At 60.3% G+C, this 16,220-nt stretch carries 14 protein-coding genes; 3 read left to right on the top strand and 11 right to left on the bottom strand.

Going from position 1 to position 16,220, the window contains the following annotated elements; genetic code table 11:
• Positions 1–3: 3 nt before the first annotated feature.
• Positions 4–1,764: a glycosyltransferase gene (locus tag BUA94_RS03935; protein ID WP_208979957.1), complete on the bottom strand. Its 1,761-nt coding sequence runs from the start codon at positions 1,762–1,764 to the stop codon at positions 4–6.
• 243 nt (positions 1,765–2,007) lie between these two features.
• Between BUA94_RS03935 and BUA94_RS03930 the strand changes: the two genes are divergently transcribed.
• Entirely contained in the window at positions 2,008–2,775 is a 768-nt protein-coding gene (locus BUA94_RS03930; RefSeq protein ID WP_073009063.1) for a transporter substrate-binding domain-containing protein, read from the top strand.
• Positions 2,776–2,918: 143 nt separating this feature from the next.
• Positions 2,919–3,584, top strand: a complete 666-nt coding sequence (locus BUA94_RS03925; protein WP_073009061.1) for an alpha/beta family hydrolase — start codon at positions 2,919–2,921, stop codon at positions 3,582–3,584.
• A gap of 79 nt (positions 3,585–3,663) precedes the next feature.
• Here BUA94_RS03925 and BUA94_RS03920 read toward each other — a convergent pair whose 3' ends face one another.
• From BUA94_RS03920 to BUA94_RS03910, 3 genes are read right to left on the bottom strand one after another with little or no spacing between them, the layout of a single operon-like run.
• Positions 3,664–4,647 (bottom strand): Hsp33 family molecular chaperone, encoded by a 984-nt coding sequence (locus BUA94_RS03920; protein WP_073009059.1) that lies wholly within the window; start codon positions 4,645–4,647, stop codon positions 3,664–3,666.
• 11 nt (positions 4,648–4,658) lie between these two features.
• Positions 4,659–5,588, bottom strand: coding sequence for an ornithine carbamoyltransferase (gene argF / locus BUA94_RS03915; protein WP_073009057.1), 930 nt, complete (start codon positions 5,586–5,588; stop codon positions 4,659–4,661).
• A complete protein-coding gene (locus BUA94_RS03910; RefSeq protein WP_073009055.1) occupies positions 5,585–6,787 on the bottom strand; it encodes an aspartate aminotransferase family protein in 1,203 nt (400 codons plus the stop codon). Before BUA94_RS03910 ends, argF begins: the two co-directional genes overlap by 4 nt.
• Before the next feature lie 413 nt (positions 6,788–7,200).
• On the opposite strand from BUA94_RS03910, the gene BUA94_RS03905 reads away from it, so the two are divergent.
• Positions 7,201–7,737, top strand: a complete 537-nt coding sequence (locus tag BUA94_RS03905) for a GcrA family cell cycle regulator (RefSeq protein ID WP_073009052.1) — start codon at positions 7,201–7,203, stop codon at positions 7,735–7,737.
• A 500-nt stretch (positions 7,738–8,237) separates the two neighbouring features.
• Here the strand turns inward: BUA94_RS03905 and phoB are convergent, their stop codons facing one another.
• From phoB to BUA94_RS03870, 7 genes are all read right to left on the bottom strand, one after another.
• Positions 8,238–8,933 (bottom strand): phosphate regulon transcriptional regulator PhoB, encoded by a 696-nt coding sequence (gene phoB, locus BUA94_RS03900; protein WP_073009049.1) that lies wholly within the window; start codon positions 8,931–8,933, stop codon positions 8,238–8,240.
• A 43-nt stretch (positions 8,934–8,976) separates the two neighbouring features.
• The gene (phoU, locus tag BUA94_RS03895) at positions 8,977–9,687 is read right to left on the bottom strand and encodes a phosphate signaling complex protein PhoU (RefSeq protein WP_073009046.1); all 711 of its coding nucleotides are present in this window, start codon (positions 9,685–9,687) and stop codon (positions 8,977–8,979) included.
• Between the two features lie 34 nt (positions 9,688–9,721).
• Positions 9,722–10,510, bottom strand: a complete 789-nt coding sequence (pstB, locus tag BUA94_RS03890; protein ID WP_408011913.1) for a phosphate ABC transporter ATP-binding protein PstB — start codon at positions 10,508–10,510, stop codon at positions 9,722–9,724.
• Between the two features lie 26 nt (positions 10,511–10,536).
• Positions 10,537–11,883: a phosphate ABC transporter permease PstA gene (gene pstA, locus BUA94_RS03885; RefSeq protein ID WP_073009040.1), complete on the bottom strand. Its 1,347-nt coding sequence runs from the start codon at positions 11,881–11,883 to the stop codon at positions 10,537–10,539.
• On the bottom strand, positions 11,880–13,349 hold the full coding sequence (pstC, locus tag BUA94_RS03880) for a phosphate ABC transporter permease subunit PstC (protein ID WP_073009037.1): 1,470 nt from the start codon (positions 13,347–13,349) through the stop codon (positions 11,880–11,882). The genes pstA and pstC overlap by 4 nt, the downstream gene beginning before the upstream one ends.
• A 72-nt stretch (positions 13,350–13,421) precedes the next feature.
• Complete coding sequence (locus BUA94_RS03875) at positions 13,422–14,459, bottom strand: substrate-binding domain-containing protein (RefSeq protein ID WP_073009035.1); 1,038 nt, start codon at positions 14,457–14,459, stop codon at positions 13,422–13,424.
• A 279-nt stretch (positions 14,460–14,738) separates the two neighbouring features.
• Positions 14,739–16,046: an ATP-binding protein gene (locus BUA94_RS03870; RefSeq protein WP_073009032.1), complete on the bottom strand. Its 1,308-nt coding sequence runs from the start codon at positions 16,044–16,046 to the stop codon at positions 14,739–14,741.
• Positions 16,047–16,220 lie beyond the last annotated feature (174 nt).

Genomic DNA, 16,220 nt, shown 5'->3' with positions numbered 1-16,220 from the left:
TGGTCAAAGCCGGCCTGGAACACCCCGGCGGCTGGAGAGACCGTGAGCGGTCTTGTTCCACTGAAACGGCCTTGTGAAGAACTCCCAGACCGCACAGTAGAAGGCGGCGCTGGCGCAGGCCCAATAGACAGGCACCAGCAGCAGATCCAGCGGATTGGGCCTGTAGCCCCGCTTCTTTCCGGCCAGCCAGGCCGCCACGGCCGCCCCGGTGTAGCCAAGGAACATCGAAGAGATGCAAAGCGTCAGAAAGGCCTTTTCCGCCAGCGTTTCCGTTCCGGGCACAGGCGCCAACCCCGCAAAATACCCCCCCATGATCAGCAGGATGAACGGGTGCAAGGCCATCATCAGGAAGCTGCCGGCAATCATGGCAAGCAGGACGCCGCATCGCGCCGAGCCGAGATCAAGCCAGATCTGCCGCGGATCTCTCAAATGAACGCAAAAGGTCTGCATCCAGCCTTTGAACCAGCGGGTGCGCTGCGCCCGCCAGGCCTGCCAGGTCAGCGGTGCCTCCTCGAAAGTTGTGCTGGGGAGAACGCCAATCCGGTATCCGAACCGGGCAAGCCGGACGCCAAGATCAGCATACTCGGTCACATTGTACCTGTCCCAGCCGCCGACCGCCTCCAGAACGGACCGGCGGAAGTGATTTGACGTGCCTCCCAGGGGAAAGGGCCAGGACTTCTGATGAAACCACGGCAGCACTTGGTCAAACAGGCAGGCGTATTCCAGAGCGAACTGACGGGAAAAGAAACTCTCATCGAAATTGTCGATGGCAAGCCGCGCCTGAAGGCAGGCAAGCCGGTGGGGCGCCAGAGAAAAGAAGACTGCAGCCTTTTTCAGCTGGTCAGGCTCCGGCCTGTCCTCCGCATCATAGATGGTGATCAGCTCGCCCCTGGCCTTTTCCAGCCCATGGGCAAGCGCTCGGGGCTTGGTGCGCGGCATGCCATCAGGCACCAGAACAACCTGCATATGTTCCGGCAGCCTGTGGGCAAGAAAGGCCTGGCGGGTTTCCGGATCATCCCTTTCCAGAAGAAACAGGATCTCCAGCCGGTCAGCGGGATAGTCCAGTTCTCCCAGCCCCTTGATCAGGTCCTCGACAACAGACGCCTCCCGGTAGAGGGGCACCAGAACCGTGTAGACCGGCCAGCGGATCATCGGATCGGAAAACGGCTCGGGCAACCGGTAGTCCATCATATGTTGATGGGTTCCGTAGGCACTCAGCAGCCGGACGAGCCCGGTCGCAGCGCAATTCAGCGCGAAAAGACACCCCGTCAGATAAATGAGAAGAATAGGCGGAACCAGCATCCCCAGCAGGAAAGCCGCAATGGCCGTGAGCAGGAGAGTAAGCTGGATTTGAGAAAGCCGTGACTTGGCGCTGTAATGCGGAAACCGGCTTTCAAGATCCCCTGCCGGGGAGTTCAGGATCGTCGAAGCATGACGCGCCGACGATGGTGTGGTCATGCGGACCTGGCCTGCCAGATGAGGATAGCGCTCAAGATGAGCCTTCACCTGATCAAATTCGGAGAACTCGGGCGCGATGACATAGAAGGGCTGGCGCGTCCCCACCCCCGTCAGCAAGGGGCCGTGATCCAGACTGCCAAGCCCAACCGGGATCGAATTGACCGACTGAGGCCGGAAGCCCCGGTCCGGGATAAAGGGAATACCGCAATATTCCGCCATGGCGCTGTAGATGGAAGCCTCGGAGATAACCGCCTTGCAGACGAGATATTCCGCTGCGGTCATGCCCAGTTCAGGCGCCTGCCTCATGGCCGTTCTCAACGTTCCTTCGGCAATTCCGCGCTGGTGCAACACTCCCAACACGCCAGGCAAGCTATCCGCCATGATCCGTTCCCCCCGGAACGTCACCGTGCTAGTGCTACGGTGAGCGACCAACCATCCGGCCACCCCAACAGCCGACGAATGCGATTTAGCCACATGTCAAGATTACCATCAATAGTTTTAACAGGAATTTTCGCATTCCCTGGTTGTGTATTTTTCAGTTCCGGCAGCATGGCTCAGGATGCGGGTCCAACCGTACCGAATTACTGGGATCCGAAGACGGTTCTGGACCGCCCCGCGCAGATACCTGACAAGATCCAGTTTCTGGCTTCGGATGACTTTCCTCCTTTCGTGTTCCGCGATGAAACCGGCCGGTTGACCGGCTTCAATGTTGACCTCGCCCGTGCAATCTGCCTCGAGCTTGGCAGTTCCTGTTCCCTGCGCATCAAGGAATTTGACGTTCTGACCGAAGCGCTGGAGGAGGGAGAAGGCGATGCGGTGATCGCCGGCCTGACCCCGACCCCTGAACTGCAGAACAAGCTGCGCTTCACCCAGGATTACCTGAAGCTGCCTGCGCGCTTCATCATCCGCAAGGACGCCACCTTCAACGAAACATCGCTTGCCGGGCGGGTTCTGTCCGTGGAGGCAGGGTCCCGCCACGAGGCCTTCGTGCGGACCTTCTGGCCGGAGGCCACCCTGATCACCGAGCCGGATGTCGAAAAGGCCCGCGAAGATGTGGCTCAGGGCAGAGCCGATGCCCATTTCGGCGATGGTCTTTCCCTGTCCTTCTGGCTGAACAGTGAAGCGGCCAAGGATTGCTGCGCCTTTGCCGGAGGCCCGTGGATGGAACCCGGCTACTTCGACCATGGACTCTCCGTCGCCCTCCGCAATGATGACGTGGAGCGCTCGGACGCCATCGACTATGCGATCCGGATGCTTGCGCAAAAGGGCACGTTCCGGGAACTCTATCTCAGATATTTCCCGCTGAGCTTCTATTGAGCCGGCTCAACCTGAGCGACTGCCAGGACGAAAGGCGATGCGCGCGGTTCTGCGCCTTGCCCACATGCTGAAAACAGGCTAGGTCCGCCCTTCCTGATATTTGATCTCAAGCGGCGCGTCTTGCGCCGAACCGGAACCCATCTATGGCTGACTTTCTCTGGACCCGTCCGGACCAAACTCCTACCGCCGTCCTTCTTCTTGCTCACGGCGCCGGCGCCGCCATGGACAGCAGCTTCATGAACCGCCTGTCGACTGCCCTGGCCGCCCATGGCATAGCGGCCTGCAGGTTCGAGTTCGCCTATATGGCAAAGCGCCGGGATGGCGGCCCCAAGGCACCGCCGCCCAAGGCAGACAAGCTGATCGGCGAATTTCAGACCGCTCTCCAGAAGCTGCTCGCAGAGATGAAGGCGGAAGGACTGGATTGCCCGGTTCTGATCGGCGGCAAGTCCATGGGCGGCCGGGTTGCCGCCATGCTTGCGGGCGGCAGCTCCCTGCCCTCGCGCGTGAAGGCGGTCGCCTGTTTCGGCTATCCCTTCCATCCGACAGGCCAGTCAGATGCGCCCTGGCGCATGGAACCGCTGGAGCAGGCCAACCGGCCGGTCCTGATCCTTCAGGGCGAGCGCGATCCATTCGGGAACCAGGAAGAACTTTCAGGCATCACGTTGCCGGAAAAAGTCTCGATCACCTATCTCGAAGACGGCAACCATGACTTCGGCCCGCGCGGCCAGTCGCCGGCAACCCTCGACAGCAACGTGACCGCCGCCGCAGCAGCCGCAGCCGAATTCGCCGCCAAGCTGGCACAGGCCTGAGACAAGCGTTAAAGCTGTCTAACAAATAAAAAAGCCGCCCGGAAATCCGGGCGGCTTTTCAATTTTCACAAGGCATCAATCAGTTGCCGTCTTTGTCGAACTCGTAGCTCGTGCTGCAGAACTCGCACTTGACGACAATCTTGCCCTCGACCGTCATGTCTTCCACTTCCTCGGCGGAGAAGGTGTTGAGCACGCTTTCAATCCGCTCACGGGAGCAGCGGCACTTGTCCGCGATCTTCTGCGGCTCATAAAGACGCACGCCCCGTTCATGGAACAGGCGGTAGAGCAGGTTTTCGACTGAGATGCCGGGGTCCGTCAGTTCGACGTCCTTGACGGTCTCGACCAATGCACGGGCTTCCACCCAGGCATCATCCTCTTCGAAATCGCCCTCATCCGTTTCATAAGGCGCGTCGCCCGGATCAAGATCCGCCTGCCGCATGCGCTCAGGCGCTTCAGGCAGGAACTGGATCAGGATGCCGCCAGCGGTCCAGCTATGCGCCGGCGCTTCGCCCTCGGCACGGGTGAACAGCTCGCCGACAGCAAGACGCACTTCGGTCGGTATCTGTTCCGAGCGGGCGAAGTAGCGGCGTGCCACTTCTTCCAGGGAAATGCCATCCAGCTCCACCATGCCCTGGTAGCGCTGCATGTGCTGGCCCTGGTCGATGGTCATGGCCAGATAGCCCTTGCCAAGCAGCGCTTCTGGCGTTGCCTTGCCCGCCTCCATCAGCTCCCGGACCTGGGCATCTTCAAAGCTTGCACAGGCACGGATCGCATCTGGAGAAGAGAAATCCACCACCAGCATGGACACAGGACCATCGGTCTTGGTCTGCAGGGTAAACCGCCCCTCAAACTTGAGCGAAGTGCCGAGCAGGCTGGTCAGAACCACAGCCTCGGCCAGAAGCCGGGACACCGGCTCCGGATAGGCATGCCGGTCGATGATGGCAGCAATGACGGGACCGAGCGACACCGCCCGGCCACGCACATCAAGCCCTTCGACAGAGAAGGGACGCACTGCATCAGGCCCGGCAGGCGTTACGCCGAACTCTTCAGGATCGAATGCCAAGTCTCTGCCTCTCAGACCGCGTCAAAACACCAGGCAAGAATGCCCTTCTGCGCGTGCAGACGGTTTTCCGCCTCGTCGAAGACCACCGAGTTCGGGCCATCCATGACTTCAGAGGTCACTTCCTCGCCGCGGTGGGCAGGAAGGCAATGCATGAACAATGCATCGCCATTGGCCTCGTTCATCAGGCGCTGGTTCACCTGATAGGCAGCCAGCAGGTTGTGACGCTGTTCCTCGTCATCATCGCCCATGGAAACCCAGCAATCGGTGATGACACAATCCGTGCCCTTCACCGCTTCAAAGGGATCATCGGTCACGACGATTGAGCCACCTTCCGCACGGGCCCGTTCGATCAGGTCCTTCGGAGGAGCCAGTTCGCCAGGGGTCGCAATGCGCAGTTCGAAGTCGAGGCGCGGTGCCGCATGAACCCAGGAGGCCAGCACGTTGTTGCTGTCCCCGGTCCAGGCAACCGACTTGCCCTTGATGGAGCCCCGGTGCTCTTCAAAGGTCATCAGGTCGGCCATGATCTGGCACGGATGGGACCGCTTGGTCAGGCCGTTGATCACCGGAACAGTGGCGTTTGCAGCCAGCTCGTTGAGGTCATCATGGCTGAGGATACGGATCATGACCGCATCGACGAAGCGGGACAAAACCCGCGCCGTATCGGCAATGGTCTCGCCGCGGCCAAGCTGCATTTCCGCGCCGGTGAGCATGAGGGTTTCCCCGCCCAGCTCACGCATGCCGACATCAAAGGAGATACGGGTTCGCGTCGACGGCTGCTCGAAAATCATCGCCAGAACCTTGCCCGCCAGCGGGCCTTCGCCGCGGCGCACGCCGTTCCGGGTGCTCTTGATATCGCGGGCGCGCTGCAGGATCGCCCGCAGCTCGTCACCGTTAAAATCCGTCAGGTCGAGAAAATGCCGCGAGATGCCGTTCGTCGTCACACCGTCGCTCCTTCGTCACTCATTGTCTTCTCAATAGCGCTTGCTGCAGCATCCAGCCGGACAAGCGCCTCATCAATTTCTTCCTCGGAGATGGTCAGCGGCGGGATGATCCGCACCACATTGTCCCCTGCCGGAACGGCCAGAAGCCCATGCTCGCGCGCCTTGGCAACAAATTCGCCAACCGGCACGACACACTTCAGGCCGAGCAGCAGCCCCTTGCCGCGCACATCGGACACCACCTTCGGGTGGGTATCGACGAGAGCTGCGAGCTTCTGCTTGAGCAGAAGGCCCTTGGCCTGCACACCTTCAAGGAAGCCATCCGCCAGGATGATGTCCAGAACCGCGTTGCCAACCGCCATGGCCAGCGGATTGCCGCCATAGGTGGTGCCGTGGGTGCCCGGAACCATGCAGGAGGCAACAGCTTCCGTTGCAAGGCAGGCGCCGAGCGGGAAGCCGCCACCAATGCCCTTCGCAATCGCCATGATGTCCGGCGTGATGCCGGCCCATTCATGAGCGAAGAGCTTGCCGGTCCGGCCCACACCGGTCTGGATCTCGTCCAGGATCAGCAGGATGCCTTCGTCGTCACACAGCTTGCGCAGCTGGCGCAGGAAGTCGACCGGGATCTCGCGGATACCGCCTTCGCCCTGAACCGGCTCGATGCAGATCGCTGCGGTCTGCGGACCGACAGCCTTCTTGACGGCTTCGATATCGGTAAAGGGGATCTGGTCGAAACCAGGCGCCTTCGGACCAAAGCCCTCGAGGTACTTTGCCTGCCCGCCCGCCGCGATGGTCGCGATGGTCCGGCCATGGAAAGCCCCCTCAAAGGTCAGGATGTGAAACCGCTCGGGATGACCGTGGTCATAATGATAGCGCCGCGCTGCCTTGATAGAGGCTTCCATGGCTTCCGCGCCGGAGTTGGTGAAGAACACCTTGTCCGCGAAGGTAGCCTCGGTCAGACGCTGGCCAAGCTTCTCCCCGCCCGCAGGAGTGTGCAGGTTGGAGGTATGCCAGAGCTTGGAAGCCTGTTCGGTCAGAGCAGCAACGAGATGAGGATGACTGTGACCCACGGAGTTGACGGCGATGCCGGACCCGCAATCGAGGAATCGTCGGCCGTCACCAGTCACAAGCCAGACACCTTCCCCACGATCGAACTCCAGGCCCGATCTTGCGTAAGTACCAAACAGCGTAGACGCCGACATATTCTCAACTCCCCGGGAGTGTTGGTGAAGACGACATGAGCCCTGTTTCACAGCCCGAGATGAACCGCTAAAAACGAAACATGCCGCCCCGATGAGGCGGCACGCGCATGTCGAGACCGCTTATACACCCGGAGGGCGGTTTGCTGTCAATGCAATTGGCCCAAAACCGCCAATCCGCGCGGACGGGCCCTGATCAGGCTATTCTGGGGAAAAGTCTTTTCATCCCCACATGAATCCGGGCAGGAACTTGCCTCAGATTTTACCGCTATTGTAGGCTTCAACCCGTCGGACACGACATCTCGTGTGCAAATCACTTTTCGGCACTAGATATGCCATCACTGGCACGCCATTGCGTGCCTTAATACTAGGTTAATGCCTCGTGGCATGGCCACGGACCAACGAGGTGCGGTAAAATGAGTTGGACGAACGAACGCGTGGAGCTTTTGAAAAAGCTCTGGACCGACGGACTGAGCGCAAGCCAGATCGCCGGTGAACTTGGCGGCGTCACCCGAAATGCAGTAATTGGCAAGGTTCACCGCCTTGGCCTGTCTGGACGCGCGAAGACCGCCGCTCCTGCAGCAAAGCCGCGCAAGGCTCGCCCAGCAGCGGCGCCGGCAGCAAGCAGCAGCAGCCGGCCGGCAAGCGCGCAGCCCCAGACACAGGGCGCAACCGCGCTGAAGATGGACGCCGAACCGGCCAACGTCATCGCGATCAAGCCGCAGATTGAACCGGTTGCGGAACTGGTGCCGATCTCCGAGCGTGCCACGATCCTGACCTTGACCGAGCGGACCTGCAAGTGGCCGATCGGCGATCCGAGCAGCCCGGACTTCTACTTCTGCGGCCGCAACTCGGACGTGGGCGTGCCTTACTGCGCCCATCACTGCAAGGTTGCCTACCAGCCGGTCAGCGACCGCCGCCGCAGCAATGATCGCAAGGCGATCTCCGCCTGAGTTTAAGCCTGAGTTAAACGGGCTGCCCTTCAGCATCCGTCAGAGGCCAGGACGGATACTGCCGCATCCCGACCTTGAAAGCCCGCCCTCCGGCGGGCTTTTTTTTCGCCTAGCTGCACCTGTTCTATGCAGGAAACCATGCGGAAAAACCGGACAAAAGGGCCCGGCATCAGTAAAGATGAGTATTTACTTCATATTATTTCTTTGCGAGAACGCACCTGTCTTCGGACACGACCTGCCCTGCCCTAAAGCTCTTAGCGTGAGTTGAGGCTTTTCCCTAAAGGAGGGTCCGTTTCAGGCCCCCAACCTCTTCAAGGTCAGGGAACCACGGACCGTCGGAAGGATCAGGTCGAAAGCGATTGGCCTCATGCTCCTGTTCCCACCAACAGCGCATGAGGCCAAGCCGCAATCCTGCCGCCTCCCCCAATTAAAATCTGCCTCTGAATGCAAAAAAGGGCGCCGGAGCGCCCTTTGAGTAGATTGATCTGCATGGAGAGTGATCAGACGGTCGAGAACTGATCATTGAAGGCATAGCCAGCACCGCGCACGGTACGGATCGGATCCTTGGCCTTGCCGCGGTTCAGCGCCTTGCGCAGACGGCCGACATGCACATCCACAGTCCGCTCGTCCACATAGACATCATGACCCCAGACGCCGTCCAGAAGCTGTTCGCGGGAGAAGACCCGGCCCGGGGATGTCATCAGGAATTCCAGCAAGCGGAACTCGGTCGGCCCCAGATGGATTTCCTTGGTGTCCCGGCGGACGCGATGGGTTTCCCGGTCCAGTTCGATATCCCCTGAGCGCAGCATCGAGGAGACGACCTCGGGGCTGGCCCGGCGCAGGATCGCCCGGACACGCGCCATCAGTTCCGGCACGGAAAACGGCTTGACCACATAATCGTCTGCACCGGTGGACAGGCCGCGGATCCGTTCCGCCTCCTCGCCACGGGCCGTCAGCATGATCACCGGAAGCCGCTGGGTTTCCTCGCGCATCCGCAGACGGCGGCACAGTTCAATGCCAGACAGGCCCGGCAGCATCCAGTCGAGCAACAGAAGATCCGGCTGGCTTTCGCGCAAACGCACCTCTGCCTCATCCCCTCTGTCACAGACTTCAGCCTTGTAGCCTTCGGCTTCAAGATTGTACTTCAGCAGCAGGCTGATGGGCTCTTCGTCTTCAACGATGAGTACCTTCGGCATGGCGCACAGCTCCGAATTTTCTTAATTAAGCAGCTTGGCTGGATCAGCGATCCAGCCCGCCTTCCGCACCGGTCTCGTCAACCTTCGGACGTTCGTCCGTCAGGCGATCGCCGGTGACCATGTAATAGACGTTTTCCGCGATGTTGGTCGCGTGGTCGCCGATACGCTCGATATTCTTGGCACAGAACAGAAGATGGGCGCACTGGGTGATGTGGCGTGGATCTTCCATCATGTAGGTCAGAAGTTCACGGAACAGGGAGGTGTAGATTGCATCCACTTCGCTGTCGCGCTCGCGTACCAGACGGGCCTCTTCCGCATTGCGGCGGGTGTAGGCATCCAGAACGGCCTTGAGCTGGGCCTGGGTCAGTTCGACCATGTGCTCCAGGCCGATGGCCAGGGTCTTGGACTTCACGCCGCTGTCCATTGCGATGACGCGTTTGGCAACGTTCTTGGCCAGATCGCCAACGCGCTCCAGATCGTTCGCGATACGGCCGGTCGCCATGATCTCCCGCAGGTCCTGCCCCATGGGCTGGCGGCGGGCGATGATGTTGACGTTGCGCATTTCGATGTCGAGCAGCAGCTCATCCAGGCGGGCGTCCTGAGCGATGCTGCGATGTGCAAGCTCCAGATCCTGGGTCATCAGGGCAGTGACGGAATCCGTGATCAGGGTCTCGGCCAGTCCGCCCATTTCCGCGATGCGGCCGGCGACGGCGGTCAGCTCCTGGTCATATGCAGTTACCGTATGTTCGGTCATCTCATGTCATCCTTTTCCAGCCACGGCGGGCAAATCAACCAAAGCGTCCAGTGATATAGTCCTGGGTGCGCTTGTCGACCGGGTTGGTGAAGATATCCTGGGTATCGCCAATTTCCACGAGGTTACCCATGTGGAAGAACGCGGTGCGCTGAGACACGCGGGCGGCCTGCTGCATGGAGTGCGTGACGATCACGATGGTGAAGTTCTCGCGCAACTCATCGATCAGCTCTTCGACCTTGGCGGTTGCGATCGGATCCAGTGCCGAGCACGGCTCATCCATCAGGATGACTTCCGGGCTGACGGCAATTGCGCGGGCAATGCAAAGGCGCTGCTGCTGACCACCGGAAAGGCCGGTGCCGGGACCATCAAGACGGTCCTTCACTTCGTTCCACAGGCCGGCCTTCTGCAGGCTGGAGGCAACGATCTCGTCCAGCTCTGCCTTCTTGCGGACCAGGCCGTGAATGCGCGGGCCATAGGCGATGTTGTCGTAGATCGACTTCGGGAACGGGTTCGGCTTCTGGAACACCATGCCAACCTTGGCGCGCAACTGCACCGGGTCAACGCGGCTGTCGTAGATGTCCTCACCGTCCAGATCGATGTTGCCTTCAACGCGGCAGATATCAATCGTGTCGTTCATCCGGTTCAGGCAGCGCAGGAACGTGGACTTGCCACATCCGGACGGGCCGATGAAGGCGGTAACGGCACGCGAGCCGATCTCGATGTTCACATCCTTGATCGCGTGGGTATCGCCGTAATAGACCTGCACATTGCGGGCGGAGATTTTCGTATCGGTCATTTTTGCTGCCTTGATCGTTCCGGGCATCTGGGTCATTGCTCGCTCCCGTTCTGTTACCAGCGGCGCTCGAACTTGCGGCGCAGGAGGATGGCAAGAATGTTCATGCTCATGAGCACCACGAGCAGAATGATGATCCCGCCCCAGGCTCTTTCGTAAAACGCCGGGTCAGCGCGCTTGGCCCACTCGTAGATCTGCGCCGGCATGGCGGAGTTCGGAGAGAAGAAGCCATCGGCAACACCGGCCGGATAGTTGGAGGCGATGAAGCCGACCATGCCGATGAGAAGCAGCGGAGCCGTTTCGCCAAGGGCCTGAGCCAGACCGATGATCGTGCCGGTCAGAATGCCCGGCATGGCCAGCGGCAGCACATGGTGGAACACCGACTGCATCTTGGAAGCCCCGATCCCCAGAGCCGCGCTGCGGATCGACGGTGGAACCGCCTTCAGGGCCGCACGGGTGGAGATGATGATCGTCGGCAGGGTCATCAGGGTCAGAACCAGACCACCGACAATCGGCGCGGACTGCGGCAGATGAGCGAACTGGATGAAGGCTGCCAGACCAAGGATACCGAACACGATGGAGGGAACGGCCGCCAGGTTGGCAATGTTCACTTCGATGACGTCGGTCCAGCGGTTCTTCGGTGCAAATTCTTCCAGGTAGATGGAAGCGGCCACGCCGATCGGCAGGGACAGGACCAGAACCACCAGCATCATGTAGAGCGAACCCAGCATGGACACGCCGATACCGGCCTGTTCGGGACGGGAGTCCGATGCATCCGACCCGAAGACGAAGCTCCAGTTGAAGGTCTTGGCAATGACACCGGCCTTGATCATCGCGTCGACGATATCGAGGTGGGCCGCATCAAGGTTCTTGTCGTTGGCAAGGGCTTCACGGGTCACGCGGTCCTTCAGGTAGCCATCGACGCGGGACGAGGCCAAAAGATCGAAGGGAACCGTCGAGCCGTACTTGTCCGGGTTGTCCAGAACGAAGGCACGCACCGTGGAAGCAGCACCGGAGGACAGGATCTTCATCAGATCCTTGACCGGCATGCCGGTTTCGATGTGAGCGGCAGTCAGCTTCTCTTCGAGAGCTGCACCGATCATCTCGTTGTACTTCGACGTCTTCACGACAGACTTTTCGGCACTCTCGATTGCAGCCTTGTCCAGGTGCAGGTCGATGCTGATGGAAGTCTGCATGAAGGCAGTCAGGCCGTTGCTCAGGATTGCCCAGAGCAGCGCGACGAGGAAGAACAGGCCGATCAGGACCGCGCCGATGCCGTAGAAGCGGAAGCGGGTCTCGGCTGCGTTGCGGCGCCGGGTGTGGCTGTCAACTTCCAGGAGCGACCGGCTCTTGGTGGCAGAGGCCGGAGCAGAGGCCACGTTGGGGAGGATCGCGTCGGTCATTCGTACTGTTCCCGGTACTTGCGAACGATGTAGAGGGCGATGACGTTCAGACCGAGGGTCATCACGAAGAGGGTCATGCCGAGAGCGAAGGCAACCAGAGCTTCGGGGGACGCAAAGTCAGCATCACCGGTCAGCTGGCTGACGATCTTGGCCGTCACTGTGGTCATCGCATCGAAGGGGTTCATGCTGAGGCGCGCAGCCGCACCGGCCCCAAGAACCACGATCATGGTCTCGCCGATGGCACGGGACGCTGCCAGCAGGATAGCGCCAACGATACCGGGCAGCGCGGCAGGAAGAATGACCTGCTTGACCGTCTCGGAATGGGTGGCGCCGAGGCCGAGAGATCCATCACGCATGGCCTGAGGAACGGCGTTGATGATGTCATCGGACAGGGAGCTGACGAAGGGGATCAGCATGATGCCCATGACGAGACCTGCGGTCATGACCGCGGTGCCGCCCTGCATCCAGCCCAGGTGCAGAACACCGTTTGAGCCGAAGATGTCGACCAGAAGCGGGCCGACGGTCAGAAGGGCAAACAGACCGTAGACGATGGTCGGGATGCCAGCCAGCACCTCAAGCAGTGGCTTGGCCACGGAGCGGACCAGGGGAGCTGCATATTCGGAGAGATAGATGGCCGCGAAGAGACCGACCGGCACGGAGACCGCCAGAGCGATCAGGGAGATGTAGAGCGTCGCCCAGATCAGCGGCAGGATGCCGAGGTCAGAACCGCCACCAAAGCTCGGGCTCCAGGTCAGGCCGAAGAAGAAATCGGCTGCCGGATAAAGCTTGAAGAATTCGACGGTGTTGAAGATCAGCGAGAAGACGATGCCGACCGTGGTCAGGATCGCGATGGAGGCTGCTGCGATCAGCAGACCAAGGATCACCCGCTCGACCGTGTTGCGGGCGCGGAAATCCTTGTTCGTGCGCACAACACCGAAGACCAGGCCGCCAAGGGCGAGCGCCAGCACCGCAATGGTGCGCAGGAGACCGCTCGTCGCGGAGAGGTCCCGGTAGCTCTGGGCCGCCTGAAGGGTTTCGTTGCTGACGTCGGAGCCAAGCGCAACGCCGACAGCGCCGAGACGCTCGCGGACATTCATGCTCTCAGCCGTTGCACCCGAGACTTCAGCCTCGGTCATGGCACCGGCTTCGACAGCCTTGTTCAGGCCTTCGGCAACACGCCTCACGTCACTCATGATCAGATCCAGCGAGCTTGCCTCGACGGACTGAGTGGAAATCATCTGAGAGACACTGGAGTTAATCACAAGTGGCTGGACGGCCAGCCAAATAACAAGCGCTGCCATGGAGGGCAGCAAAACCATCAACGCCGAGTTCCAGCCGTAGTAGCCGGGAAGCGAATGAAGTTTCCGGATATCCCCGCCTGCCGACTTGAAGGCCTTGCCACGTCCCATAAGGAACGCCAGAGCCGCAATCAGGAGACAGGAGGCGAAGAGCAGGGAAAGCGGCATAATATGTTTCCAGCACTCAGGTCAGGAAGAAAGGGCGGCTTTCGCCGCCCTTTCGATTTGATCAGTTGAGGCTTAGTGAGCCATGACCGTTTCGGCAGCAACTGCGGCCTGGGTAGCAGCCAGTTCCGGATCGGAAACCAGGCCGTACTGAGCCAGCGGGCCTTCCGGACCGGCCAGTTCGTTGGAGACGAAGAATTCAGCGAATTCCTTCAGGCCCGGGATCACGCCGATGTGTGCCTTCTTGACGTAGAAGAACAGCGGGCGGGAAACCGGATACTCGCCAGAAGCGATGGAAGCGGTGGACGGAACAACGCCGGACATGGTTGCGACCTGCAGCTTGTCGGTGTTGTTTTCGTAGAAGGAAAGACCGAAGACGCCGATGCCGTCCTTGTTCGCTTCGATGCGAGCCAGGGTCTCGGTGTAGTCGCCGTCGATGTCGACTGCCAGACCGTCGGTGCGGACAGCCATGCACTTCTTGCCAGCTTCCTTGGCGTCGATGCCGGAAGCAACGAAAGCTTCCTTGGCGCCGGTTTCTTCACAGCCAGCTGCAAGAACCTTCTCTTCGAACACTTCACGGGTGCCATGCTTGGTGCCCGGGATGAAGGCCAGGATCGGCTGAGCCGGGAAGTCCGGGTTCACGTCAGCCCAGGTCTTGGCGGTGTTCGGAACAACCTTGCCGTCGACGACGACTTCAGCAGCCAGCGCCTTGAACCAGTCAGCCGGGGTGAACTTGAAGCCGTTACCCTTGATGTCGGAAGCGAACACGATGCCATCGTAGCCGATGCGGACTTCGATGATTTCCTTGACGCCAGCTTCGGCACAAGCGGACACTTCGCTGTCCTTGATCTTGCGGGAAGCGTTTGCGATGTCGATGGTGTTCTCACCAACGCCTTCACAGAACTTCTTCAGACCAGCGGAGGAGCCGCCGGACTCAACGACCGGGGTCGGGAAATCGGTGTTTTCGCCGAAAGCTTCAGCAACGATGGAAGCGTAAGGCAGAACGGTGGACGAACCAGCAACCTGGATCTGATCGCGCGCCTGGGCGGCGCCAGCGACGAAGGAACCGGCAACGGTGAGGGCTGCCACGCTAACGAGGGTCGTAAACTTCACTTGACCACTCCCTTTGAATGTCAAGGTTTAAGATGATCACCTCAGGCCCGTTCGGCCCCGGCGATGTGGCGGAACCTAGTCCTGTTGGATGTGACTTCTATGAAGGTTTTGTTTCAGTTTTATGACATTTTAAGTCATTGAAATATTTTGATATTTTCAGTCGATCTGGCGCAGTATTTCAAAATGCCGGATTGAATGTGTCACAGACCCTAATTGGCCTTCCGGGAATCTGCCATTGCGGTAATTGTCAGGATCCTGAAGGATCCTCTCAGGCAGAACTCACGCAGCGGGAAAATGAACCGAGAAGCAAGCGCCCTCGCCCGGCTTGCTGACGATTTCAAGCCGCGCCCTGTGACGGGCAATGATGTGCTTGACGATGGCAAGCCCAAGGCCCGTGCCCTTCATGGTCCGGCTGGAGCCGACATCAACCCGGTAGAACCGCTCCGTCAGACGCGGCAAATGCTCGGCAGCAATGCCATCGCCAAAGTCGCGCACGGACAGGCACCACCCGCCTGAACCATTGCCGGATGAGCGAGCGATGGACACAACGACACGCTTGCCGGAACTGCCATATTTCATGGCGTTTTCCAGCAGGTTTTCCGTCACCTGGATCAGCTCGTCCCGGTCACCCTTGACGATAGCCGTGTCGGCTGGGGTTTCGGTCTCGATTTCGACTTCAAGTTCCCGCCCAAGGGGTGCCAGCGCATCGGCGGAGTGACGGACAACCTCCGTAAGATCCACGGAGTTCGACGGCTTGACGTTGGCCTTCATCTCGATGCGCGACAGGGACAGGATGTCGTCGATCAGCCGGCGCATGCGCGAAGCCTGCTCATGCATGATAGCCAGAAAGCGGTCCCGTGCATCCGGGTCGTTCTTGGCTGGCCCCTGCAATGTCTCGATGAAGCCGGACAGGGACGCAAGCGGCGTCCGCAGTTCATGGCTGGCGTTGGCGATGAAATCCGAGCGCATCCGCTCCAGGCGGCGCTGCTCGCTCTGGTCATAGACGACAACCAGAATGAAATCCGGCTGACCGCCCTCATCCGAGGAACCTGTGCTGCCAGGCATGTAAACCGGCGCGATATGGGCTTCGAACCAGGCTTCGGCGGGAACCTTCTCTCCCCAGGAGATCCGCTCGGACTTTCCGGACACGGCCACCCGGTCGAAAGCCTCCAGAAGGGATGGCGCGCGCAGGGCAAAGGACAAGGGATCGCCGGGCCGCACTTCACCGTAAAAATCGAGAGCGGCCTTGTTCACATAGCGGGTAACGCCTTTTCCATCCGCCACGAAGCAAGGAGATGACAGGGCATCGACAGTCACCTTCATGCCGGTGCCGGGCCACATGCGGCGCATTTCGCGTTGCTTGACGGCCTGCAAACGGCGTGAACGCACCCGCACCGGTGCCAGGGCAATCACGATGGCCAGCACCAGGAAGCAGATGACCGCCGTGCTCCACGGCACGCGATAGATCAGCACGGCCATCGCTGCCATCGCGGCTGCCACAAGAAGCGGCCAGCGGCTGTCGACAATACGGGTCCATGGTCCCGGCAGGGTTACCTGGGCGTCCTGAAGCTCTGGAGGTGTCGGCATGCTTGTCACGTTTCTTCGGCGCCGGAAGCTGGCGAGGTTATTGAAGCATCAAAAGAAGAGAAGCCCGTGGGTAACATGCAATGCGTGTCAATCAGACGACAGCCTCAAAATTATTTTTCCGGCAAACAAGACGGCAGCGTCTTGGCGTGTCCATCAAGTCTCCTCGCGCCCCCG

The sequence above is a fragment of the Roseibium suaedae genome, from assembly GCF_900142725.1.
GTDB classification, from domain to species: Bacteria; Pseudomonadota; Alphaproteobacteria; order Rhizobiales; family Stappiaceae; genus Roseibium; species Roseibium suaedae.
Note: the sequence above shows the minus strand (reverse complement) of the source record. Positions and strands in the feature narration are given on the sequence as shown.

Coding starts and splice junctions, on each gene's coding strand:
- pstB (WP_408011913.1), bottom strand. CDS start 10,510: ATGCCCGGAACGATCAAGGCAGCAAAAATGACCGATACGAAAATCTCC.
- phoU (WP_073009046.1), bottom strand. CDS start 9,687: ATGACCGAACATACGGTAACTGCATATGACCAGGAGCTGACCGCCGTC.
- BUA94_RS03870 (WP_073009032.1), bottom strand. CDS start 16,046: ATGCCGACACCTCCAGAGCTTCAGGACGCCCAGGTAACCCTGCCGGGA.
- pstA (WP_073009040.1), bottom strand. CDS start 11,883: ATGACCGACGCGATCCTCCCCAACGTGGCCTCTGCTCCGGCCTCTGCC.
- phoB (WP_073009049.1), bottom strand. CDS start 8,933: ATGCCGAAGGTACTCATCGTTGAAGACGAAGAGCCCATCAGCCTGCTG.
- BUA94_RS03930 (WP_073009063.1), top strand. CDS start 2,008: ATGGCTCAGGATGCGGGTCCAACCGTACCGAATTACTGGGATCCGAAG.
- pstC (WP_073009037.1), bottom strand. CDS start 13,349: ATGCCGCTTTCCCTGCTCTTCGCCTCCTGTCTCCTGATTGCGGCTCTG.
- BUA94_RS03935 (WP_208979957.1), bottom strand. CDS start 1,764: ATGAGGCAGGCGCCTGAACTGGGCATGACCGCAGCGGAATATCTCGTC.
- BUA94_RS03925 (WP_073009061.1), top strand. CDS start 2,919: ATGGCTGACTTTCTCTGGACCCGTCCGGACCAAACTCCTACCGCCGTC.
- BUA94_RS03910 (WP_073009055.1), bottom strand. CDS start 6,787: ATGTCGGCGTCTACGCTGTTTGGTACTTACGCAAGATCGGGCCTGGAG.
- BUA94_RS03905 (WP_073009052.1), top strand. CDS start 7,201: ATGAGTTGGACGAACGAACGCGTGGAGCTTTTGAAAAAGCTCTGGACC.